This is a genomic window from Stenotrophomonas sp. CFBP8994 (assembly GCF_034044835.1).
Classification (GTDB): domain Bacteria; phylum Pseudomonadota; class Gammaproteobacteria; order Xanthomonadales; family Xanthomonadaceae; genus Stenotrophomonas; species Stenotrophomonas rhizophila_A.
Window position 1 is genome coordinate 715,545 of sequence record NZ_JAXCWT010000002.1, and the last position, 21,884, is coordinate 737,428.

Below are 21,884 nucleotides of genomic sequence, written 5' to 3' on the forward strand. Positions count from 1 at the left end.
GAAAGCTATCTCAAATCGCGTCCGGCTGCCTGACCACGCCGGTCAGCTTGGCCGGCTGCGCTCCACCGCCACCGGCAACGTGTCGATCCGCTGCCATTCCGGCTGCTGCAGCAGACCGGGGTCGGCCAGCACCGCCGCCATCAACGCGTGGCTTTCGTTGCCCCAGAACAGCTCGCCATCGATGGACAGGGTGGGGACCCCGAACACACCGGCGGCGATGGCCGCCTCGGTGTTCTGGCGCAGCTGTTCCTTGACCGACGGCGCCGAGACGGCGGCCACGACGTCGCCCACGTCCAGCATTGCCGCCGGCAGGGCCAGGGCCTGTGGCGTATCGGCCGCGCGGCCGTCGCGCCAGATCCAGTTGAACAGGATGTCCACCGACGCCGGCGTGGCGTCCGCCGCCAGGCACAGGCGCAGGGCCGCCAGCGGGTTGAACGGGTGGCCGGGCGGGAAGCGCAGCGGCACGCCCTGCTGCTGCGCCTGCCACAGCACCTGGCGGTAGGTGAAGCGGCGCTTGGCCGGGATTTCGGCCGGGCCCAGGTTGCCCAGGTGGTGCAGCACCGCGCCCAGCGCGATCGGCACCGGGGTGATGCGCTCGAACTGCGGCAGCGTTTTCAGCTGCTGCCAGTGCAGGTAGGCGAACGGTGAGACGAAATCGAAGTACCAGCGCAGGGTCATGACGGTCCTTGGCGGCGGTGCAGCCAGGCAGGGCCTGGCTCTAAGGGTGGGTGAGGGGACCTTATCGCGAATACGCCCTGGGTTCGCGGGTGGCCGGGGCGGCGTAGCGGTCGCGCAGTTCGGTCTGGCGCGAGCGCATCGGCATGGCGCGGCCCCCCAGCCAGACCTGCTCGGCGTAGTGGCCCACGTCCAGCGGGTCGCCTTCCCACAGCACCAGGTCGGCCAGCTTGCCCGGCTCGATGCTGCCCAGCGTGTCACCCACGCCCAGCACCTGCGCCGGCACCCGGGTCAGCCCGGCCAGGCCGTCCTGCCAGGGCAGGCCGTTGGCCACGGCATTACCGGCCAACTGCCGCATCTTGCGCGCGTTGTGCGAGGCATCGTCGCGCTGGGCGAAGCTGAGCTGCACCCCGGCGGCGTGCAGCCGCGCGGCATTTTCCAGGGTCGCACCGAGCTGGTCGAAACTGGTGGGCAGGTTGCCCAGCGCATCGACGAACACCGGCACCTTCGCCTGGGCCAGCAGCGGCGCCACCCGCCACGCCTCGGCACCGCCGGCAATGGCGATGCTCACCTTCTCGCGCGCCGCCCAGCGCAGCAGCTGGCGGATGTCCGCCGCGCGGTCCACCTCCACCACCAGCCGCCCCTGGCCGGCCAAGTAGCGGGCCAGCGTGGCGCGGCCGGCGGGGGTGAGCAGGGCATGCGGCGAATCGACCGGCACCCGGTTGCGCGCTTCGCTCACCATCTGCTCCAACAGCATCCACTGCGCCGCCCGCGAGCTGCCGGTGAGTTCGGCACCGGACGCGCCGAGCCGGATGAACAGCGCGCGCGGGCCGATCGGATCGGCGCTGCCGTCCAGCCGCATCACCCCGCCCTGGCCGGCGATGAAGCTGCCACTGGTGTTGGCCCCCAGCGCGGTGAAGCCGATGCCGTCCAGCCGTGCCACCGGGATCAGTACCGAGGCCGGGTTGTAGGCCAGCGTCACGTCGAATTCGGGGCGCAGCGGCTGGTCTTCCAGCTTGAGGCCGCTGTCCACCGTGGTGGACTCACCGGACACTTCGTCGATGCCGATGTCGGTGATACCGCCAAACAACGCCGGGGTGAGCGGGCGACCGTTGGCCTCCACCACGGTGGCACCGGCCGGCGCGACCAATCCGGTGCCCACGGCGCGGATCACGCCGCCCTGGACCAGCACATCGCCGTGCTCCAGGCTGCCGCGCGCGCTGGCGGTGTGCACCGTGGCATTGCGGATCAGCAGATCCTGCGCCCAGCTCGCCGGCGCGGCGCCAAGCAATGCCAGCACCAGCAGGCTGCGCTGCAGTACGCGGGTGGCGGTCATGGGCGTGCCTCCTGGCCGAGCATGAAGTCCGACAGTGGCTGCCGGCGCACGTCCTGGCGGTCGTAGACCTGGTGGCCGTCGATGTAGACCTTCTCGGCCAGCGCGTAGGAACTGAAGGGGCTGCCGTTCCACACCACCACATCGCCCATCTTGCCCACCTCCAGGCTGCCGGTCTGCTTCTCCACGCCCAGCGAGCGGGCGGCGTTGAAGGTCAGCCAGCCGATGGCGCGCTCGGGCGCGATCTGCATGCCGGCGCGGCGCGCGTTGGCGATCACCTTGGCCGCCTCCTGGTTGAGCCGCTGGATGCCTTCGGGCGAATCCGAATGCACGATCGCGCAACTGTTGGCCGGGCGGTCCACCAGCGCGATGTTTTCCTGGATGCCGTCGAAGGCTTCCATCTTGAAGCCCCACCAGTCGGCCCAGAGCGCACCGCAGACGCCTTCGGCGGCCAGCCGGTCGGCCAGCTTGTAGGCCTCCACGCCGTGGTGGAACGCGGCGATCTTGAAGCCGAACTCCTTGGACAGGTCCAGCATGGTGGCCATTTCATCGGCGCGGTAGCAGTGGATGTGCACGCGGATGTCGCCGTCGATGGCGCCGGCCAGCGTGTCCAGCTTCAGGTCGCGCTTGCCACCGGTATCGCCGGCGCTGTCGCCCTTGTCGCTGCCGCCGAACCAGCGCTTCTTCTTGACCTTCTTCGGGGCGTTCTTGGCCAGGTATTCGCTGGCGTCGATGAAGGCAGCGCGGTAGCCGGCCACGTTGCCCATGCGCGTACCCGGCGCGATGCCTTTGCCGCCGCCATACACCCGCTTGGGGTTTTCGCCGCAGGCCATCTTCAGGCCCCACGGCGCACCGGGGAACTTCATGGCCTGGTAGGTGGTGGCCGGGACGTTCTTCAAGGTCACCCCGCGCCCGCCGACCAGGTTGGCCGAGCCGGGCAGCACCTGCATCGAGGTCACCCCGCCGGCCAGCGCGGCGGCAAAGCCCGGGTCCTGCGGCCATACCGAATGCTCGGCCCACACGTTGGCGGTCACCGGTGCAGTCATTTCATTGCCATCCGCATGCGCGCCGACCCCGGGGCTGGGATACACGCCCAGGTGCGAATGCACGTCGATGATGCCGGGGGTGACCCACTTGCCGGTGCCGTCGACCTGCACCGCGTTGGCCGGTGCCTCCAGCGCGTTGCCCAGCGCGGCGATGCGGCCATCGCGCAGCAGCAGGTCGGTCTGCTCCAGGCGCGCGCCGGTGCCGGTAAGCACGGTGGCGTTGCGGATCAGCACCGGCGCCGAGGCGATCGGCGCATAGGTGCTGGGGTAGGGGTCCTGGGTGAAGCGCGATGCTGCCGGCGCCGAAGGCGCAGCCAAGGTGAACAGCGCCAGGCCCAGCCCGGCGGTCAATCGTGTACGCATGTCATCCCCGATGCGGCGTGAAAGATCCCCCGCGACGCTAGCCGCTGGCCGGCGCGTTGCCAAGTGGCCAAGTGCATGCCCGGTCCGCCGCCCTCTTGCCAAGAAAACCATATCCAGATCGGTATCGAGGCGCTTAAGCTTATACGGCGCAACGGCAAGTCGGTCCGCCACCTGCGCGTTGACGAATGATGGTAATGGCATGGGTGGGCGCCGGGATGGCGCGCCGCCCGCAGGGGTAGTGAATGGACGTGGCGGCACAAGTAGTGGAATTCTGGCGCAACGCGGGACCGCAGCAGTGGTTCGCGCGCGATGACGCGTTCGATGCGCGTTTCCGCGAGGCATTCCTCGACGAACACTTCGCTGCCGCACGCCGTGCGCGCGAGCATTGGCTGGAAACGGCCGATGGCGCGCTGGCGCTGATGATCCTGCTCGACCAGTTTCCGCGCAACTGCTTCCGCGACACCGCCCATTCCTACGCCACCGACGGCCTGGCCCGCCACTACGCCATGCGCGCAGTGGAAGAAGGCCTGGACCTGCAGCTGGTGCCCAAGCTGCGCGCCTTCATCTACCTGCCGTTCGAGCATTCCGAAGACCCGCAGGACCAGGAACGTTCGGTCGCCATGTTCGACGTGCTGGGCGACAAGGAATACCTGCAGTATGCCGAACTGCACCGCGACATCATCCGCCGCTTCGGGCGCTTCCCGCACCGCAATGCGGTGCTGGGGCGGATGCCTACGCCTGAGGAGCTGGATTATCTTGCCGAGGGTGGTTTTGCGGGCTAGCCGTTTGAACAAAAAAAACGCCGGCAATGCCGGCGTTTTTTTCATCGCGATTCAATCCGCGATCAGTACTTCGGCACGCTGTTGTCCACCGCATCCGACCAGGCATCGATGCCGCCGGTGATGTTGTAGACCTTGCTGAAGCCCAGTGCACGGAACTGTTCCGCCGCCTGCGCGCTGCGGCCACCGTGGTGGCACAGGAACGCCAGCGGGGTGTCCTTGGGCAGGGCTTCCAGCTCGGCACGGTTGTTGCCGTCGAACGTCTTGAAGTCGCCGCCAATCGACGCAATCGCACGCTCATCGGCCGGGCGCACATCCACTACGGTCAGCGTACCGGCGCGGCGCTGGTCGTCGGCGTCACGAACGGCCAGTTCCTGCACGGCCTTCGGTGCGTTCGGGTTGTCGATGGCCAGGCCCTTGCCACGGATGTCGTCCACCCAGTCGATGGTGATGCCCTCGGCGCGGCGCGCGCTGGCCAGGTCGAACTGCACGCGCAGGCCGTTGGATTCGGCGGCAATGGCGTTGTCGTCGTGCGGGGCCAGCTGGAAGTTCGGCTGGAAGCTGGCATCGATGCTCAGCTGCAGCGAGGCACCCGGTGCATCAGCCAGCGCACCGCGCAGCATTTCCACTGCGGCCGGGGTCACGGTGATGCGCGGCGGGGTACGGTCCGGCGCGGCCAGGCCCAGCACGCTGCTCAGCTCACCGCTGCTGGCCATCTGCAGGATGATGTCGCTGCCGCCGACCAGTTCGCTGTCGATGTACAGCTGCGGGATGGTCGGCCAGTCGCCGTAGGCCTTGATGCCTTCGCGGATTTCCGGGTCGGCCAGCACGTTGACGTGGGCAAACTCCACGCCCAGGTCCTGCAGCGCGCCCACGGCCTTGGCCGAGAACCCGCACTGCGGCATGGTCGGCTGGCCCTTCATGAACAGCACGACGCGGTTGGCGGTAAGAATGGATTCGATGCGCGAGCGCAGGGCGGGATCAAGGGACATGGTGGTCGGGTCCGGAGTTTCGAACCGTACATTCTACGCGGCATGGCATCATGGGGCATGACCGTACCGGAAACGTTGCATCGCATTCCCCGCCGCCCGTGGCGCTGGCTGCCCTGGCTGCTGCTGTCCCAGCTGGCGGTGGTGCTGGCCTGGTGGGCCTGGGGCTGGGCCATCGGGCTGCCGTTGATGGTGGCCTCGCACGCCCTGTTCCTGGTGCCGGTGTTCCTGCCCAACAGCCGCTTCTACGCCCCGGTGCTGAGCCACCTGCCGGCCCCGGCTGAACACGTCTGGCTGACCATCGACGACGGCCCCTCGGAAGAGACCCCGGCGGTGCTGGACCTGCTGGACCGCTATCAGGCCAAGGCTACCTTCTTCATGGTCGGCGAGCGCGCCGCCGCCTGGCCGGAACGGGTGCGCCAGGTGCTGGCCCGGGGCCACGACCTGGGCAACCACAGCCACCGCCATCCGCAGACCCGTTTCTGGCGGCTCGGCCCGGCCGCCATGGCCGACGAGATCGCGCAGTGCCAGCAGACACTGACCGGGATTGCCGGCACCCCGCCGCGCTGGTACCGCTCGGTGGTGGGCATGACCAACCCGTTCGTGGCACCCGCGTTGAAGCGCTGGGGCCTGACCCGGGTGGGCTGGAGCGCGCGCGGTTTCGACGGCGTGGACTGCCAGCCGCAGGCCGTGGTCGACCGCATCGTCGCCCAGCTGCGTCCGGGCGCGATCGTGCTGCTCCACGAAGGTGCCGCCCACGGCCATAACCTCGCGATCATCGAAGCGGTGTTGCAGGCCATCCAGGCCCGCGGCCTCAGTGCGGCGTTGCCTCTGCGTCCGCTGTCGGGTGCGCATCCACCCATTGCTGGTGGATCCAGCTCCCCAGCGACGCCTGCGCCCACAACAAGGTGATCGACAGCCCCAGCGCCAGCACGCCGGTGACCCGGCGGCGCTGGTGCTGCAGCGCGCTGCCGATGCCCAGCAGCAGGCCCACCACCGTGACGCCCAGCGCCACGAACAGCATCACCAGCACCGCCACCGGCACCTCGTGCATGCCCGCATAGCGGGGCAGGTGGGCCACATGCGCGGTCACCGCGAACAGCACCAGCGCCACCAGGCTCACCACCAGCGCGGCGATGCCCAGCGCGGAATGGCGGGGGCGCGGCGTGTTCATGCCGGCTGCCCGCGTTCGGCGGTGACCAGCCAGTTGTTGAACGGCGTATTGCCGTACAGCGGCGTCATCTCCAACTGCAGCCCGGCGGCCTCCAAAGGTGCGCGCACACTGGCCGCGTCGGGATAGTGCCGGGGCCGCGTGCCCATCCAGCCGACCAGATGCGCCAGCATGTCGGTGATCCGCGTCGTGCGGTCGCGTCCGCTGTTGTCGGCCAGCGTGGTGCGGATCACCAGCCGCCCGCCGGGGGCGACCCGTGCCGCCGCTTCACGCAGCAGCACCGGCTGTGCGTCGGCCGGCAGGTACTGCAGCACGTCCAGCAGCGCCACGCTGCCGTGGTGGTCGGGCAGGGAAGCGCTGGCATCCACGCAGTCGAAGCGCGCATCGTGCAGTGCCGCGCGCGCGCCGGCGCGCTGTGCACGGGCAATCTTGTCCGCGTCGATATCCACGCCATGGTAGGGCTGCGTGCGCTGGTTCTGTCGCAGCACATGGGCCAGCAGGCCCAGCCCGCAGCCGATGTCCAGCAGCGGCTGCGAACAGGGCGCGAGCGCGCCGAGCACACCCGGGTACAGCGGGTCGCTGCCGAGCTTGCCCCGGCTGTAGTAGTAATCGCGGCGGTTGCCGAAGCGCTGCGCCGGCATGAAGGCATCGGCGATGCGGTGGGCCTGCTCCCTGGCCAGTGGTAACGCGTCCGTGCTCAGCGTGCTGCCTCATCATCCAGGAGGGCGCGAACGACCGGGAAGGCCCGGCGCGTCCACTCGGTATACATCGCCGCCGACGGGTGCAGGCCATCGTCGACCAGCATGTCAGGTTGCGCACCGCGTTCGCGGCTGATCGCGGTGATGTCCACGAACGCCACCGCGTGCTCGGCACAGATCGCCTGCGCCGCGGCATTGTAGGCATCCAGCTCGCGTGCGATCTGCGCCGGATCGCGGTTGTTGTCGCGCGCATACGGGGTCACGCCCCAGTCCGGAATGGACAGCACGAACACCCGCCGGCGCTGCTGCCCGGCAAAGCCGAGCGCGCGCTGCAGCAGGGCGGTGAAGCGCGGGCGGTACTCCTGCACGCTGCGGCCGCGGTACTGGTCGTTGACCCCGATCAGCAGGCTCACCAGCCCGAATGGCCCGGTCGGGGCAGCCGCATCGATGCCGGAATCCAGCTCGTCGGTGGTCCAGCCGGTGGTGGCGATGATCTGCGGCTCGGCCACCACGTGGCCGGCTTCCTGCAAGGCCGTCGCCAGCTGTACCGGCCAGCGTCCGGCCGGGGCCACGCCTTCACCGATGGTGTAGGAATCGCCCAGGGCCAGGTAGGACAGCGCCACCTCAGGCCACCGCGCTGCGCGGCTTGAGTGGCACCACCTTGGTATTGGCCTCGGCGCGGCGGGCCAGCGCCCGGTCGATGCGTGCGAACACATCGCGCATCACCTCGGCTTCCGGCAGCAGCGTCACCCGGAAATGGTGGCGGTAGGGCACGTTGAAGCTCGAACCCGGCACCACCAGCACGCCTTCCTCGTTCATCAGTTCCAGCGCGAAATCGTGGTCGTCGAAGCTGCGCGCGGCCGCGCCCACCACCGCCGGGAACGCGTACAGCGCGCCGGCCGGGGCCACCAGCGACAGATGCTCGCTGGCGTTGCACGCCTCGATCACCGCACGGCGGGTTTCATACAGGCGGCCACCGGGGGCGCACAGCGCCGACACCGTGTCCGGCCCGTTCACCGCCGCATCGATGGCGTACTGGCCCGGCACGTTGGCGCACAGGCGCAGCGCGCTGAGCAGGTCCATCGCAGCGCGGAACTCGCCCAGCCGTTCGGCCGCACCGGACAGCATCGCCCAGCCCACGCGCCAGCCGCAGGCGCGGTGCACCTTGCTCAGGCCGCTGAAGGTGATGCAGGGGTGCTCGCCGGCCAGCGGGGCCACCGGCTGGAACCGCGCGTCGTCATACAGGATCTGGTCGTAGATCTCATCGACCATCAGCAGCAGGTTGTGCTTCGCGGCGATGGCCACGATGCGCTCCAGCAGCTCGCGCGAATAACTGGCGCCGCTGGGGTTGTTCGGATTGATCAGCACGATCGCGCGGGTGCGCGAGGACACCAGCGTCTCGATTTCCACCGGGTCCGGCTGGAAGCCGTTCTCTGGCGCGCAGCGGTAGTACACCGGGCGGCCGTCGTTGAGGATGGTCGCCGCCGACCACAGCGGGTAGTCGGGCGAGGGCACCAGCACTTCGTCGCCCGGGTTGAGCAGGGCGCGCAGCGACAGGTCGATCAGCTCGCTCACCCCATTGCCGATGAACACCCGGTCCGGGTGCGCATCGGGTGCGCCACGGCGGGCGTATGCGGCGGCAATCGCCTCGCGCGCTTCGGGCAGGCCCTGCTGGTGGGTGTACGGATCGGTGCGGCCCATGTCGTCGGCAATGGCACGCTGCAGGTGTTCCGGCGCGCGGAATCCGAAGTTGCCGGGGTTACCGATGTTCAGCTTGATCAGCTTGCGGCCCTGCGCCTCCAGCTCACGCGCTCGCCGCGCCAGTTCGCCCCGGATCTCGTAGCGGACTTCGGACAGGCGCTCGCGGGTGGCAAGCGGCTTCAGCGGGGGCGTGGACATGACTGGGCCGTGGTTCGGGCATGGAAATCGCATACTAGCGGAAATGCTGCGTTGCAGGGCAAGGGCTCCGGGGCAAATTCCCAGTATTGGCGGGCAGTTGCCGCCGATGCCTCTAGAATGGGCGCATGAGCGAACCGATCGACTACCGCGCCCTGCAGACCATGGGCTGGCCCTGGGCAGGCGCCCCCGAACTGCCTGCCTGGCAGGCCCTGTTCGAGCAGCACCCCCAGGCGCGACCGGGCCGGGTGGTGGAACAGCACCGTACCGGCTATGTGGTGGCCGACGCCCCGGGCGCGGCGATCAAGACCGAATCGCCCGCCGAATGGCAGCGGCCGCGTTTCCCCAGCCACGAACGCGCGGCCGTGGGGGACTGGGTGCTGCTGGACGGCATCCTGATCGTGGCCCTGCTGCCCCGGCGCACCGCGATCAAGCGTGGCGCGGCCGGCGAGCACTACCACCAGCAGGTGATCGCGGCCAACATCGATACCGTGTTCATCGTCTGCGGGCTGGATGCGGACTTTAATCCGCGCCGGATCGAGCGCTACCTGATGCTGGTGGGTGGTGGCGGCGCGCAGCCGGTGGTGGTGCTGACCAAGGCCGACCAGACCGAATACAGCGAAGATGCACTGGCCGTGCTGGAAGAACTGGCCGCGCAGGACATCCCGCTGCTGGCCATCAACGGCCGCGACCCGGCCAGCGCCAGCGCACTGCTGCCGTGGCTCGGCGCCGGTCAGACCGTGGTGCTGGTCGGTTCCTCCGGTGCCGGCAAATCGACCCTGACCAACACGCTGCTCGGCTACGAGCTGATGAAGACCGCCGAAGTGCGGGGCAACGATTCCAAGGGTCGCCACACCACCACCCACCGCGCGCTGATTCCGATGCCGTCGGGCGCCTGCCTGATCGACACCCCCGGCATGCGTGAGCTCAAGCCCACCGGCGAAGAGGCGCTGGGCGAAGTAGGGTTCGCCGACGTGGAAGCGCTGGCCGCACAGTGCCGCTTCCGCGACTGCGCCCACCAGCGTGAGCCGGGGTGTGCGGTGCGCGCGGCGATCGACTCCGGTGAGCTGGATGAAGAGCGGCTGCTCAACTACTTCAAGCTGAAGGACGAAGTGGCGGCCGCGGCCGCCAAGCTGGCGGTGCGCCAGGCCCAGCAGGCACTGGAGCGCAAGCATGTGAGCAAGGGGGCGCAGTGGCGCCCGCCGGGCAAAAAGCGCTGAGGCGCATCTCCGCGCCTCGATTACCGGCCTCTGCTCCGGAACAGCAGGTTGTACTGAAGTCGGCGCGTGGCCCGCGCGGTCATGCGCTGGGCATCGGGATGCTGGGCATTGATGAGAACAATGGTCTCTTCCGGAGCAATCACCGACGGTAGTTCGATGATCGCGTGAGCGCCCTCGCTGTACCACGCAGATCCCGTGTTCACCGAGATCATGCCGTGTGGAATGGCGTCCCAACCTACCGGCAGCGTGGCAGCGGAAGTAACACGTCGCGCCGCCCAGACATCATCCGGTACGTCGATCTCGATGACGTACTTGTTCAGCGGCAGGCCGTTGTCATCGATGTGCGCGGCGGTCTCCAGGACCGCCATGGCGAGACTGGGGGCCGCATACACCACCTTCTCGCCAGGCCGGTTCCAGCGGCCCGGCGAAAAGGCGGCGCCGGTGCCGCTGATGTCGTCGGGCGCCCACGCAGGCCCTGTCGAGCCAATGCGGGCCAGCTTCATTGATAGGCGCCGCTCTGGATGGCCCCCAGCACCCGCATCACCGACGCACGGCCGGTGGGCGTATCCATCACGTCGGCCGGCGCCAGGCCACCCAGCGCAGGTTGCGGCCGCTGGATCCACTCGCCCACCCATTTTTCGACGTCGAAGCCACGCGCCTGTTCGTTGTCGCGTTCGGCCGCGAGCATGTCTTCCACGCGGTTGATCAATTCCATCAACCCCACGACAGACTGCCCGGTGGTGCCGGCGAACAGGGACTTGTCCCGCATCTTCTTGGTAAAGGTGGCTTTGGGAATGCGCACGAAGGTCTGGAATTCGGTACTGCTGTCGAATATCTCATCGATCAGGCCCTTCACCACCTGGTAGGGCACGCCTTCGCGTTCGATCTGCACGCGCTCGGCCAGTGGTGCGGTGCGCAGCAGGGCCCGGAACGAATCCAGCTTCACCGGCAGTTTGAATTTCACGGTTGTCGCATCGCGCACAACCTGCGCGGAACGGGGTTCTTTCAGGGGTCCGATGGCGTACGACTCAACCTTGGCCGACGCGGGGGCACGCTTGCTGGCGGCGGACATCGTCATCTCCTCTGGCTACCAATAGTCCAACTATAGGCCAAGAGTGCTCCATCCGCACCTGGCTGCCCATCCCCCTTTTGACCCTGCTAATGTCCGCTTCATGAGCATCGCTCCTCACCGCCCGCCGATGACCGTGGACCGGGACGTGGCCCACCACACCGAGCTGGACGCCCGGCTGGTGGAGGCCGTGGGGGGGCTGCGGCTGCTGGGCCTGACCAGTTGGCCGGCCGCCCTGCAGGCCCCGTTCCTGGCCAGCGTGGCGCGCGGCCGGCCGGTGCTGCCGGTGCTGGACTACCCGAAGCTCGATTTCGCCCGCACCCGCCGCGAACTGGCCGCGATCAGCGCCCAGTGCGATGTGGACCACCCCATCGGCCTGTACATCCGCCGCTCCGCCCACAGCTGGGACCTGGCCGCCGGCCTGCTCGAATCGCTTGGCACCGCTGCCGTGGACCGTTACTCGGTGGAGCTGTTCGGCTCGCCCGAACAGCCGCTGCCGGGCAACGGCCCCAGCACCCGCGAAGCGGCCAGGCACTTCATCCAGATCGCGCAGGAACTGGACCACGAGCTGCTTGCCCCGGAAGAGCAGGTGCCGGTCTCGGCCACCGCATTGCAGCTGCAGCTGCAGAGCGACCTGGATGCGTTCTTTGAATCGCGCATCATCAGCGTGCAGCTGGATCCGGAGCTGATCTCCAAGGCCGCAGCCGGCCCCACCCGCATCCGCCTGCGTACCAGTGCGCGCTTCAGTGCCTACGACCGCGCGCAGCTGTTCCACCATGAAGCGCTGGTGCACTCGCTCACCGCGCTCAACGGCCGCGAACAGCCGCACTTGCCCAGCCTGGCCTTGTCCTCGCCCCGGGTGACCGCCACCCAGGAAGGCTTGGCCACGTTCGCCGAACAGATCACCGGCAGCATCGACATCGAGCGGCTCAAGCGCATCAGCCTGCGCACCGAAGCGATCGCGATGGCGCGCGAAGGCGCGGATTTCATCCAGGTGTTCCGCTACTTCTGCGATGCCGGGCAGAACAACGAGGAAAGCTTCGCCTCGGCCCAGCGTGTGTTCCGCGGCGTGCCCGCCACCGGCGGCGCAGCCTTCACCAAGGACACCGTGTACCTGCGTGGGCTGGTGTCGGTGCACACCTTCTTCCGCCACATGCTGGCCGAAGACCGCCTGCAGAACTGCCGCTGGTTGTTCGCCGGCAAGATGTCACTGACCGACGCGGTGGATTTCGCGCCGCTGTTCGAAGAAGGCATCCTGCGCCCCCCGCGCTGGTTGCCGCATTGGGTCAGCCGCGCCAACGGGCTGGCCGGCATGCTGGCGTTCTCGCTGTTCGCCAACCGCATTCGCATGGATCAGCTGGCGGCCGAGTAACCGCCATTGGACCAACGCATTCCATGCACCCGGTCGCACTTTGCGACGCGTTCGCCGACCCGTAAGAATCCTTTCATCTTCCGTCCCCATGATGGCCGCGCACCTGCACCACGCAGGCACCTCCATCATGTAACGGACCCTCATGCTCAACCGACCCCTGACGATCGCCGTGGCGATCGCGCTGTGCGCTGCCAATGTGCACGCCGCCGACGTGGACAGTTCCCTCGACGCCAGCGGCGCGCCCAGCGCCCGCACCCTGGACGCCGTATCGGTGATCGGCCAGGGCGAAACCCGCCAGGTGCAGCGCATTACGGCCGTGGACAAGCAGGTGCTGCCGCCCGGCACCAGCGCGCAGAAGATCCTCGACCGCCTGCCCGGCGTGTCGGTACAGTCCAACGATGCCTTCGGCGCCAACGAGGAATCGCAGACCATCAGCCTGCGCGGCTTCGACAAGAGCCGCCTGGGCTATACGCTCGATGGCATTCCGCTGGGCGACAACAGCTATGGCAACTACAACGGGTTGAGCATCGCGCGTGCGCTGATCGCAGAAAACCTGGCCGGCGCCGAACTATCGCAGGGCATCGGCTCGCTGGGCGTGGCCTCCACCAGCAACCTTGGCGGCACCATCCAGTACTTCTCGCAGGACCCGTCCACCGAATTCGGCGGCCGTGCCAGCGTCACCGTGGGCGACGACAACCAGCGGCGTGGCTTCCTGCGCGTGGATACCGGCGACCTCAACGGCTTCTCGGCGTATGTTTCCGGTGTGCACCAGGACGCGGACATGTGGGCCGAACCGAACCAGAACCAGACCACCCGGCAGTTCAACGCCAAGGCCGTGTGGAACGTGGGTGACCACCGCTTCGGCGCATTCGCCGCCACCTCGCGCGTGAGCCAGGCCAACTACGCCTATCTGTCCAAAAGCATGCTCGAGCGCGGCCTGGGCTGGGACTGGAACATCTACGCACCGGACTGGGATCGCGCCCTGGCCGCAGCCTACTGCGCGCCGGCCACCTACAACGCGCAGCGCTGCGCCTTCAGCGGTGGTGTCAACAGCATCGACGATGCGTACTACCAGAGCCGTGCGCTGCGCGATGACAACCTGTACTCGCTGGATGCCGATCTGGCACTGGGCGAAAGCGCCCGCCTGAAGCTGCTGGCCTACCACCACGAGAACCGCGGACAGGGCCACTGGTGGGCACCGGGGCAGGCGTCCAATCCAGGTACGCCGCAGGCGCTGCCGATCTCCATCCGCAGCACCAACTACACCATCAACCGGCAGGGCATCACCGCTGCGCTGAGCTGGCAGCTGGGCCTGCACGAGCTGGAAGCCGGGCTGTGGTACGAGCGCAACGACCACAATGTCGAGCGCAACTTCTACTACATCACCGGGCCGTTCCTCGATGATGGGTACCTCAATTACCCGAACCGTCGCCTCTTCGACCAGGACTACGACATCCGCACCCGCCAGTTCTACGTGCAGGACCGCATGCGTTTCCTCGACGACAGGCTGACCGTGGACGTGGGCATCAAGAGCCCGAACACGCGCATGACCGCCGTGTCCAAGCCGGGTACCGAGGCCAGTTATGCCTCTGGCACCCTGACCGCGAAGGAATCGGTGCTGCCGCAGGCCGGTATCGGCTTCAAGCTCAGCCCCAGCAACGAGGTTTTTGCCTCGTACTCGGAAAACATCGCCGCGTTCGTCGGCGGTGGCAGTGGTGGCCCGCTGCAGGTGTCGCCGGAATCGTTCGCGGCCAGCGTGGACGATCTGGAGCCGGAGAAGTCGCATTCGTTCGAAGCGGGCTTCCGTACCTTCGGCGAGAAGTACCAGGCCTCGATCGCGGCCTACCACGTGATGTTCGACAACCGCCTGCTGTCGCTCAATCCCTGTACCAGCATTGAAGTGGGCACGCGGCCGGAGTGCATCACCCGTTTCATCAACGTCGGCTCGGTGAAGAGCCAGGGCGCGGAGCTGACCTTCATCCTCAAGCCGGTGGATGGCCTGCAGTGGTACAACGCGGTGTCGTGGAACAAGAGCACCTACGAGGATGATTACACCTCGGGCGGCGCGGTGGTGCCGGTGGCCGGCAAGATCACCGTGGATACGCCGCAGCGGATGGCCTCCAGCGAGATCAGCTGGAGCCGGGATGGCTTCTTCGCAAGCCTGCGCGCCAATTACACCGGCAAGCGCTATTACACCTACACGAACGACCAGTCGGTGCCGGGCGTGACCACCTTCGATGCGGGCATGGGGTATTCGTTCGGGCCGGGCCTGGGCCTGCGCGACGTCAAGGTCTCGCTCAACGCCACCAACCTGACCAACAAGCGGTACGCGGGCCAGCTGAGCTCATTCGCCCCGACGGACCCGACCGGTACGCGTTACGCGATCCATGCGAGCGCACCGCGGCAGTTGTTCATGACCGTAAGCGCGGAATTCTGACGGTGGGTCGCCGCCCGACCAACGGTCGGGCGCTACCGTCCAGGCGACATCGATCCGGGATGCAGGGTAGGTGCCGACCGTTGGTCGGCACATTGCCCGTCATCCCGGCACTGCATCAGAACATATGCAACCCGCCGTTCACGGCGTAATCGGCGCCGGTCACATACGCGGCATCATCCGACGCCAGCCACGCACACAGGCTGGCCACCTCTTCAGGCTTGCCCAGGCGGCGGATCGGCACCGACCCGGCCAAGCGATCCAGCACATCCGGCGGGAAGCTGCTGATCGACTGGCTGGCGATATAGCCCGGCGAAATGGTGTTGACCGTCACCCCGCGCGTGGCCACCTCATTGGCCAGCGCCCGGCTGAAGCCGTGCATCGCCGCCTTGGCGGTGGCGAAGTTCACCTGGCCGATCTGGCCCTTGTGCGCACTGACCGAACCGATGTTGATGATCCGGCCCCAGCCGCGGCCGGCCATGCCGTCGATCACCTGCTTGGTGATGTTGAACAGCGCATGCAGGTTCGAGCCCATCACCGCGTTCCAGTCGTCCTGGGTCATCTGCCGGAACAGCACATCGCGGCTGCCGCCGGCGTTGTTGACCAGTACGTCGATCTCGCCCACTTCGGCCTTGACCTTGGTGAAGGCCGCCACCGTGGATTGCCAGTCCGCCGCATTGCCTTCAGAGGCGATGAAATCAAAGCCCAGCTCACGCTGTTCGCGCAGCCACCCGGCCTTGCGCGGCGAATTGGGCGCACAGCCGGCCACCACCGTGTGCCCGGTGCGAGCCAGCTTCTGGCAGATGGCGGTGCCCACGCTGCCCATGCCGCTGGTGACGTATGCGATACGAAGGGTCATCTCGGAATCTCCCGGGTCAAGCGGCAAGGGGATACAGCGCGAACAGCAGGCTGCCGGTCATCAGCACCAGCGACACCATCACCGCCCACTTCAGGGTGAACTTCTGGTGGTCGGCAAATTCCACCTTGGCCAGGCCCACCAGCAGGTAGGTCGACGGCACCAGCGGGCTGAGCAGGTGCACCGGCTGGCCGGCCAGCGAGGCGCGCGCCATTTCGACCGGGGTGATGCCGTAGTTGCCGGCCGCCTCGGACAGGATCGGCAGCACGCCGAAGTAGAAGGCGTCGTTGGACATGAAGAACGTGAACGGCATCGAGGCCAGCGCGGTGATCACCGCCAGGTAAGGGCCCCAGGCATCGGGAATGATGGCCAGGAAGCTGTGCGACATCGCCTCCACCATGCCGGTGTTGTTGAGGATGCCGGTGAAGATGCCCGCCGCGAAGATCAGCGACACCACCGACAGCACGTTGCCGGCATGGTTCACCACGCGGCGGCGCTGCTCGGCCAGGTTCGGGTAGTTGATGACCAGCGCGATCGCAAAGCCGACCATGAACAGCACCGGCATCGGCAGCACGCCCATCACCAGCGCCGTCATCAGCGCCAGGGTCAGGCCCAGGTTCACCCACAGCAGCTTCGGCCGCTTGGTGTCTTCGGCATCTTCCACGGTAGGCAGCGCGCCGTCATCGGAAACGCTGGCATCCATCCAGCTGCCCCCCTTGGGCAGCGTCACCACGCCCAACCGGCGGCGCTCCTTCAGGCCCAGGTACCAAGCCAGCAGCAGCACCGAAATGCAGGCCAGCACCATCGCCGGGATCAGCGGAATGAACACATCGGCCGGGTCCACGTGCAGCGCCGTGGCCGCGCGCGCGGTCGGCCCGCCCCACGGGGTGAGGTTCATCACGCCACCCGCCAGGATGGTCACGCAGGTCATGTTCAACGCGCTCATGCCCAGTCGCTGGTACAGCGGCAGCATCGCCGACACAGTGATCATGTACGTGGTCGAGCCATCGCCATCCAGCGAGATCAGCATCGCCAATGCGGCCGTGCCCAGCACGATCTTCATCGGGTCGCCCTTGACCAGGCGCAGGATGATCCGCACCAGCGGGTCGAACAGGCCCGCATCGATCATCACCCCGAAGTACAGGATGGCGAACATCAACATCACGCCGGTGGGCGCGATCTTCTTGATGCCATCCAGCATCATCTGGTCGATATCCGCACCGAAGCCGCCCATCAGCGCGAACACGATGGGAATGGTGATCAGCGCGACCAGGGGCGACAGTCGTTTGCTCATGATCAAGTACATGAACGTAATGACCATGCCAAAACCGAGGATGCTCAGCATCATCTGCGGGTTTCCTTGCAAGGGGGGTTAGAAATCGAACTGCAGGCGGCCGGTAACGGCTCGGGTGTGGTCCACGGTGGCCGCGGCGAGGTAATCGCGGTTGCGGCTGTCGATCAGGTTCAGCATGAACCGCAGGTTCGGGCGCAGGTACCAGTTGCCGCCCAGGGTCCAGGCGTCGGTGCGCGCATCGATGAGGTCCGGCTGGCCGGACAGGTGCTGCTCGCCGCGCATCTGGTCGTAACGCAGCGCCAGCTCGAACGCACCGGCCTTGTGGCGGATGTCCTTGATGCGCGCGAAGCGCCCGGTCTTGCGGTCGTAGCCGCGCGATTCGCCGGTGACGAACCAGCTCAGCATCCCGTAGCCCGCCAGCACCGTGCCGCGCTGGCTGCCGTCATCGAAGGTGGCACCGCTGAACTCGCCCTGCCACGACAGCGGGCCGCGCACCTGCGCGTATTCCAGCGACCACTTGTTGACGTCGGTATCGCGCCCGGAAGAGAAATCGATCAGGGTCAGCCGGCTGTTGTCGGACAGGTGTCCCGCCGGGCGCGGGCGGATGCGCAGCGCCGGCACGCCGTTGGCGCCCGGGGTGTCGTAGCGCTCATGCGCCAGCGACAGCCCCAGGTGCAGCACGTCGCCGGCAGTGGCGCCCGGTGCCCAGGTGGCGCGGCCGCCGGCTGCACGGCCCTTCACCTGCCACGCATCGATGCTCTCCAGGCTGTAGGCACTGGCGGCCCAGGTCATGTCGTTTTTGGCGGCCTGCCACGACGCGCCCAGCCGGTACAGCGGCGCCAGCGTGGTGCCCGCGTTGCCGCGCTCGAGGAAGCTGCCGTAGTTGGAGCCGGTGCGGTCATCCAGCGAGAAGAACTGCTTGAACTGGCCCACGCTGAGCTTGCCGCCGCTGAAATCACGGCTGACGTAGACATCCTTGGCTTCCACCTGGTCGCCGGAGAAGTCCGCTTCCAGCTTGTAATCCACCACGAAGAACCTGCCCGACATGTCCAGCCAGGCACGGCGGATCTCGGTGTCGTCCTTGTTCGGGGTGCCGCGCGCATCGTTGTTGAAATCGGCGAAATCCAGGTGCAGGCGGCCGCCGAAGGTGGCGGTGACCGGGCGGTCCGCATCGGCCTCATCGGCGGCCCAGAGCGGGGCGATGGGCAACAACAGGGCGCAGGCGGCCAGCCCGCGGCAACGCAGGAGATTGAAGTGCATGAACCCTCCCAGGTACATGGCGGTGGGCGGGCAGGGCGTGTGGGCCATGCCAGCCCGCAGGTTGTCGGGACGCGTCCGCACGGGGGTGCCTGGCGATGGCGCAGCCTAGTGCGGGGAAGCTGTCATCCACCTGTCGGCGCCTGCTGCAGCGCAGCGCAACCCACGGCACACCCCGCTCGCGCTAGGATTCCCGCACCCCCGCCTGTTTCCGCCCGATGCGCATCCTGCTGGTAGAAGACAACCCGGACCTGGCCGACGCCATCGTCCGCCGCATGCGCCGCAGTGGCCACGCGGTGGATTGGCAGAACGACGGCCTGGCCGCCGCCAGCGTGCTGCGCTACCAGAGCTTCGACCTGGTGGTGCTGGATATCGGCCTGCCCAAGCTCGATGGCCTGCGCGTGCTGGCGGGCATGCGCGAGCGTGGCGATGCCACCCCGGTGCTGATGCTTACCGCGCGCGATGGCATCGAAGACCGTGTGCAGGCGCTGGATGTAGGCGCCGACGATTACCTGGGCAAGCCGTTCGACTTCCGCGAATTCGAAGCGCGCTGCCGCGTGCTGCTGCGGCGCACGCGCGGGCAGGCCAGCGAAGTGGTGCAGATTGGCGGCTTCCAGTTCGACAACGCCTCGCACCGGGTCAGCCTGGATGGCCAGCCGATTGAGTTGCCCAACCGCGAGTACCGCCTGCTGGAAATCCTGATGGGCCGGCTGGGCCACGTGGTCGGCAAGGACGAGATCGGCAACGGGCTGTTCGGCTTCGACGACGAAGCCGGTCCGAATGCCATCGAACTGTATGTGGGCCGCCTGCGGAAGAAGCTGGCCGACGCGCCGCTGCGCATCGTCACGGTGCGTGGCAGCGGTTACCTGCTTGAAGCCATCGACGGCACGCCCGATGCCGAAGGCTGAAACCCGCGCGCCCAGCTCGCTGCGGCGCACGCTTACCCTGTACTTGGGCGTGCTGCTGGCGGTGTTCGCCGTGGCGTTGCTGTTTGCCGCCCGCGATTACGGCCAGCGTGCCGCCAACCGTTCCTACGACCACCTGCTGGTGTCGTCGGCGCTTTCCATCATCGACTCGGTGGCGCTGGTGGATGCACAGTGGCAGGTAGACCTGCCGTATGCCTCGCTGGATCTGTTGTCGATGGCGCCGGACGACCGCGTGTTCTACCGCGTGTTCGACGGCCAGAACCGCACCGTGACCGGCTACGCCGATCTCCCTCTGCCGCCACGCACGCCTTCGGACGAACCGCAGTTGTTTGATGCCCAGTACAGCGGTGAAACCGTGCGCTTCGTGGTGGTGTCGCGCCGCGTCTCTTCGCCCTCGGCGCAGGCTGAAGTGCGCGTGCAGGTTGGCCAGACCCGCCGCGCGCGCGAAGCGGTAGCGCAGGACATCGTCAACCGCGCGTTGCTCGCCATTGGCGTGCTCTCATTGCTGTCGCTGGGGCTGGTTGCGTTCGGCGTGCACCGCGCCTTCCGCCCGCTGGTGAAGGTGGAGCGCGAACTGTCGCGGCGTGAGCCGTCCGACCTCAGCCCACTGGATGCGCGCGTGCCGCGCGAGATGGACCAGATGGTGGCGGCCTTGAACCGCTTCATGGCGCGCCTGTCCAGCAGCAATGAAACCCTGCGCGCTTTCATGGCCGAAGCCGCCCACCAGATGCGCACCCCGCTGGCCGCCCTGCGTGCGCAGGCACAGCTGGCGCTGGACGACGACGACCCCGAAGACATGCGCCGCAGCCTGGCCGCCATCGACCGCAACGCCACCCATATGAGCCGCCTGCTCAACCAGCTGCTCAGCGATGCGAGCGTGATCCACCGCTCCAACCTGCAGCGGTTCGCCCCGGTGGACATGGTGGAAACCGTGCACCAGGCGCTGCACGAAGCGCTGCCGCAGGCCTTGCCTGCACCACGCGTGCAGCTCGCCGTGGGCGTGGCGTCTTCGCGCGTGCAGGGTGATGCGCTGCTGCTGCGCGAAGCGATCAAGAACCTTATCGACAACGCCATCAAGTACGGCGGTGACGGCCCGCTGCAGGTCGCGCTCACCGAAGAGGGCAAGTACAGCGTGATCACCATCGCCGACCATGGCCCCGGCATCCCGCCGGGCGATGCCGAGCGCGTATTCGAGCGCTTCGCGCGTGGTGAAGATGCCGCACCGGGCGGGGCAGGGCTGGGCCTGGCCATCGTCAAGCGCGTGGTGGACAGCCACGGCGGCCAGATCGACCTGAGCAACCGGCCAACCGGCGGGCTGGTGGCCACCATCCGTCTGCCGAGGCTGCACGCATGATGCGCACCGTGTTCCTGTTGTTGCTGCTGGCGGCAGGGCCGGCGTTCGCCGCCCCCGGCGATGTGCAGCGCTTCCCGGCCAAGGGCACCGCCACGGCCGAGCTGCGTATCCACGGCTCCACCGACATCGAAGTGTTCGCCACTGTCATCACCGATTACCAGCGCCTGCACCCCGGCACCGAGATCGTCTACGAGGACGTCATCACCCAGGACATGTACGCCCAGTACCTGCGCCAGCGCCACAGCCCCACCGGTCCGGACATGCTGATCAGCAGCGGCATGGACCTGCAGGCCAAGCTGGTCAACGACGGCCACGCCTTGCCACACCGCTCGCCGCAGACCGACGCACTGCCCGCGTGGGCGCAATGGCGGCATGAAGCATTCGGCATCAGCTACGAACCGGTGGCGATGGTCTACAACACCCGTACCCTGCCAGCGGCCCGCGTCCCGAAAACCCGCCGCCAGCTGCTCGAACTGCTGCGCGCCCCGGACGCCCCGCTGGCCGGCAAGGTGGGCACCTATGACGTCGAACGCAGCAGCGTGGGCTACCTGCTCGCCACCCAGGATGGCCAGCGCGGCAGCATGGCCGGCGCGCTGCTCGGCGCGCTGGGCGACAACCAGGTACAGCTCGAAGAGCGCACCGGTGTACTGCTGGACCGCGCAAGCAGCGGCCAGCTCTCGCTGGTCTACAACGTACTCGGCTCCTACGCCCAGGCCCGCATCGACGCCGGCGCTCCGCTGGGCATCGTCGAGCCCGAGGACTACACCCTCGTCGTCCTGCGCACCGCCGTCATCCCGCGCACGGCCCAGAACGCAGCAGAAGCCCGTCGCTTCCTCGACTACCTGCTATCCCCCCGCGGCCAGCAGGTGCTCTCCCGCGAAGCGCGCCTGATGTCGATCGTCCCCACCCAACGCGGCCGCGCCCCCGGCCGCAGCTACCGCCCGATCCTGCTGGGCCCGGGCCTGCTGGTCTACCTGGATGCCCTGAAACGCCGCCAGTTCCTCGACGCCTGGAAGGGCAGTACCCAGCCGCGCTGAACGGAACCACGTGGGGTGCACGGGTTGCGCTCCTTTCCGCGCGGACACGCATGGCGTGCCCCTACCGCTGGGTGGCAACCCCACCCATGCGTGTCCGCTCTTCGCGGGATCCAAG

The 21,884-nt window shown here is 67.9% G+C and carries 21 protein-coding genes and 1 pseudogene; 9 read left to right on the plus strand and 13 right to left on the minus strand.

Annotated features, from left to right (window positions below):
• Positions 1–42: 42 nt before the first annotated feature.
• The 3 genes from SOM39_RS07935 to SOM39_RS07945 all read right to left on the minus strand — a co-directional run bounded on the left by SOM39_RS07935 (position 43) and on the right by SOM39_RS07945 (position 3,417).
• Positions 43–678: a 2-hydroxychromene-2-carboxylate isomerase gene (locus tag SOM39_RS07935; protein ID WP_068853976.1), complete on the minus strand. Its 636-nt coding sequence runs from the start codon at positions 676–678 to the stop codon at positions 43–45.
• 61 nt (positions 679–739) lie between these two features.
• Positions 740–2,011 carry an amidohydrolase family protein gene (locus tag SOM39_RS07940; RefSeq protein WP_320457999.1) on the minus strand — a complete coding sequence of 424 codons (1,272 nt, stop codon included), beginning with the start codon at positions 2,009–2,011 and terminating at the stop codon, positions 740–742.
• The gene (locus SOM39_RS07945) at positions 2,008–3,417 is read right to left on the minus strand and encodes an amidohydrolase (RefSeq protein ID WP_320458000.1); all 1,410 of its coding nucleotides are present in this window, start codon (positions 3,415–3,417) and stop codon (positions 2,008–2,010) included. The genes SOM39_RS07940 and SOM39_RS07945 overlap by 4 nt, the downstream gene beginning before the upstream one ends.
• Positions 3,418–3,519: 102 nt before the next feature.
• Between SOM39_RS07945 and SOM39_RS07950 the strand changes: the two are divergent.
• Positions 3,520–3,606 (plus strand): annotated as a pseudogene (locus SOM39_RS07950) (AMP nucleosidase); the annotation flags it as partial.
• Positions 3,607–3,659: 53 nt separating this feature from the next.
• Positions 3,660–4,199, plus strand: coding sequence for a DUF924 family protein (locus SOM39_RS07955; protein WP_095362913.1), 540 nt, complete (start codon positions 3,660–3,662; stop codon positions 4,197–4,199).
• A gap of 62 nt (positions 4,200–4,261) precedes the next feature.
• Here SOM39_RS07955 and grxD read toward each other — a convergent pair whose 3' ends face one another.
• Positions 4,262–5,188, minus strand: coding sequence for a Grx4 family monothiol glutaredoxin (gene grxD / locus SOM39_RS07960; RefSeq protein ID WP_184125556.1), 927 nt, complete (start codon positions 5,186–5,188; stop codon positions 4,262–4,264).
• A 57-nt stretch (positions 5,189–5,245) separates the two neighbouring features.
• On the opposite strand from grxD, the gene SOM39_RS07965 reads away from it, so the two are divergent.
• Positions 5,246–6,097 (plus strand): polysaccharide deacetylase family protein, encoded by an 852-nt coding sequence (locus SOM39_RS07965; protein WP_320458001.1) that lies wholly within the window; start codon positions 5,246–5,248, stop codon positions 6,095–6,097.
• Here the strand turns inward: SOM39_RS07965 and SOM39_RS07970 are convergent.
• From SOM39_RS07970 to SOM39_RS07985, 4 genes are read right to left on the minus strand one after another with little or no spacing between them, the layout of a single operon-like run.
• Positions 6,000–6,359, minus strand: coding sequence for a hypothetical protein (locus tag SOM39_RS07970; RefSeq protein WP_210131029.1), 360 nt, complete (start codon positions 6,357–6,359; stop codon positions 6,000–6,002). The two genes, SOM39_RS07965 and SOM39_RS07970, sit on opposite strands and share 98 nt — an antisense overlap.
• Positions 6,356–6,997: a methyltransferase domain-containing protein gene (locus SOM39_RS07975; RefSeq protein ID WP_320458002.1), complete on the minus strand. Its 642-nt coding sequence runs from the start codon at positions 6,995–6,997 to the stop codon at positions 6,356–6,358. The genes SOM39_RS07970 and SOM39_RS07975 overlap by 4 nt, the downstream gene beginning before the upstream one ends.
• 56 nt (positions 6,998–7,053) lie before the next feature.
• Positions 7,054–7,677: an SGNH/GDSL hydrolase family protein gene (locus SOM39_RS07980; RefSeq protein WP_320458003.1), complete on the minus strand. Its 624-nt coding sequence runs from the start codon at positions 7,675–7,677 to the stop codon at positions 7,054–7,056.
• Position 7,678: 1 nt separating this feature from the next.
• A complete protein-coding gene (locus tag SOM39_RS07985; protein ID WP_068853968.1) occupies positions 7,679–8,953 on the minus strand; it encodes a pyridoxal phosphate-dependent aminotransferase in 1,275 nt (424 codons plus the stop codon).
• A 125-nt stretch (positions 8,954–9,078) separates the two neighbouring features.
• Here SOM39_RS07985 and rsgA point away from each other — a divergent pair, with 125 nt between their 5' ends.
• Complete coding sequence (gene rsgA / locus SOM39_RS07990) at positions 9,079–10,170, plus strand: ribosome small subunit-dependent GTPase A (protein WP_320458004.1); 1,092 nt, start codon at positions 9,079–9,081, stop codon at positions 10,168–10,170.
• Between the two features lie 20 nt (positions 10,171–10,190).
• On the opposite strand, the gene SOM39_RS07995 is transcribed toward rsgA, so the two are convergent.
• Positions 10,191–10,673: an RES family NAD+ phosphorylase gene (locus SOM39_RS07995; protein ID WP_306987571.1), complete on the minus strand. Its 483-nt coding sequence runs from the start codon at positions 10,671–10,673 to the stop codon at positions 10,191–10,193.
• Entirely contained in the window at positions 10,670–11,134 is a 465-nt protein-coding gene (locus tag SOM39_RS08000; RefSeq protein ID WP_176472588.1) for an antitoxin Xre/MbcA/ParS toxin-binding domain-containing protein, read from the minus strand. The genes SOM39_RS07995 and SOM39_RS08000 overlap by 4 nt, the downstream gene beginning before the upstream one ends.
• A gap of 208 nt (positions 11,135–11,342) precedes the next feature.
• On the opposite strand from SOM39_RS08000, the gene SOM39_RS08005 reads away from it, so the two are divergent.
• The gene (locus SOM39_RS08005) at positions 11,343–12,611 is read left to right on the plus strand and encodes a flavohemoglobin expression-modulating QEGLA motif protein (RefSeq protein WP_414715862.1); all 1,269 of its coding nucleotides are present in this window, start codon (positions 11,343–11,345) and stop codon (positions 12,609–12,611) included.
• Between the two features lie 142 nt (positions 12,612–12,753).
• Positions 12,754–15,048, plus strand: coding sequence for a TonB-dependent receptor (locus tag SOM39_RS08010; protein ID WP_320458005.1), 2,295 nt, complete (start codon positions 12,754–12,756; stop codon positions 15,046–15,048).
• Between the two features lie 115 nt (positions 15,049–15,163).
• On the opposite strand, the gene phbB is transcribed toward SOM39_RS08010, so the two are convergent.
• From phbB to SOM39_RS08025, 3 genes are read right to left on the minus strand one after another with little or no spacing between them, the layout of a single operon-like run.
• Complete coding sequence (gene phbB / locus SOM39_RS08015; RefSeq protein WP_068853963.1) at positions 15,164–15,904, minus strand: acetoacetyl-CoA reductase; 741 nt, start codon at positions 15,902–15,904, stop codon at positions 15,164–15,166.
• Between the two features lie 16 nt (positions 15,905–15,920).
• A complete protein-coding gene (locus SOM39_RS08020) occupies positions 15,921–17,246 on the minus strand; it encodes a CitMHS family transporter (RefSeq protein ID WP_320458072.1) in 1,326 nt (441 codons plus the stop codon).
• 27 nt (positions 17,247–17,273) lie between these two features.
• Complete coding sequence (locus tag SOM39_RS08025; RefSeq protein ID WP_320458006.1) at positions 17,274–18,455, minus strand: OprO/OprP family phosphate-selective porin; 1,182 nt, start codon at positions 18,453–18,455, stop codon at positions 17,274–17,276.
• Between the two features lie 215 nt (positions 18,456–18,670).
• On the opposite strand from SOM39_RS08025, the gene SOM39_RS08030 reads away from it, so the two are divergent.
• The 3 genes from SOM39_RS08030 to SOM39_RS08040 are packed head-to-tail and all read left to right on the plus strand — an operon-like array spanning position 18,671 to position 21,769.
• A complete protein-coding gene (locus tag SOM39_RS08030; protein ID WP_068853962.1) occupies positions 18,671–19,360 on the plus strand; it encodes a response regulator transcription factor in 690 nt (229 codons plus the stop codon).
• Positions 19,347–20,732, plus strand: a complete 1,386-nt coding sequence (locus SOM39_RS08035; protein ID WP_320458007.1) for a sensor histidine kinase — start codon at positions 19,347–19,349, stop codon at positions 20,730–20,732. Before SOM39_RS08030 ends, SOM39_RS08035 begins: the two co-directional genes overlap by 14 nt.
• Positions 20,729–21,769, plus strand: coding sequence for an ABC transporter substrate-binding protein (locus SOM39_RS08040; RefSeq protein ID WP_320458008.1), 1,041 nt, complete (start codon positions 20,729–20,731; stop codon positions 21,767–21,769). The genes SOM39_RS08035 and SOM39_RS08040 overlap by 4 nt, the downstream gene beginning before the upstream one ends.
• The last annotated feature ends 115 nt before the right edge of the window (positions 21,770–21,884 follow it).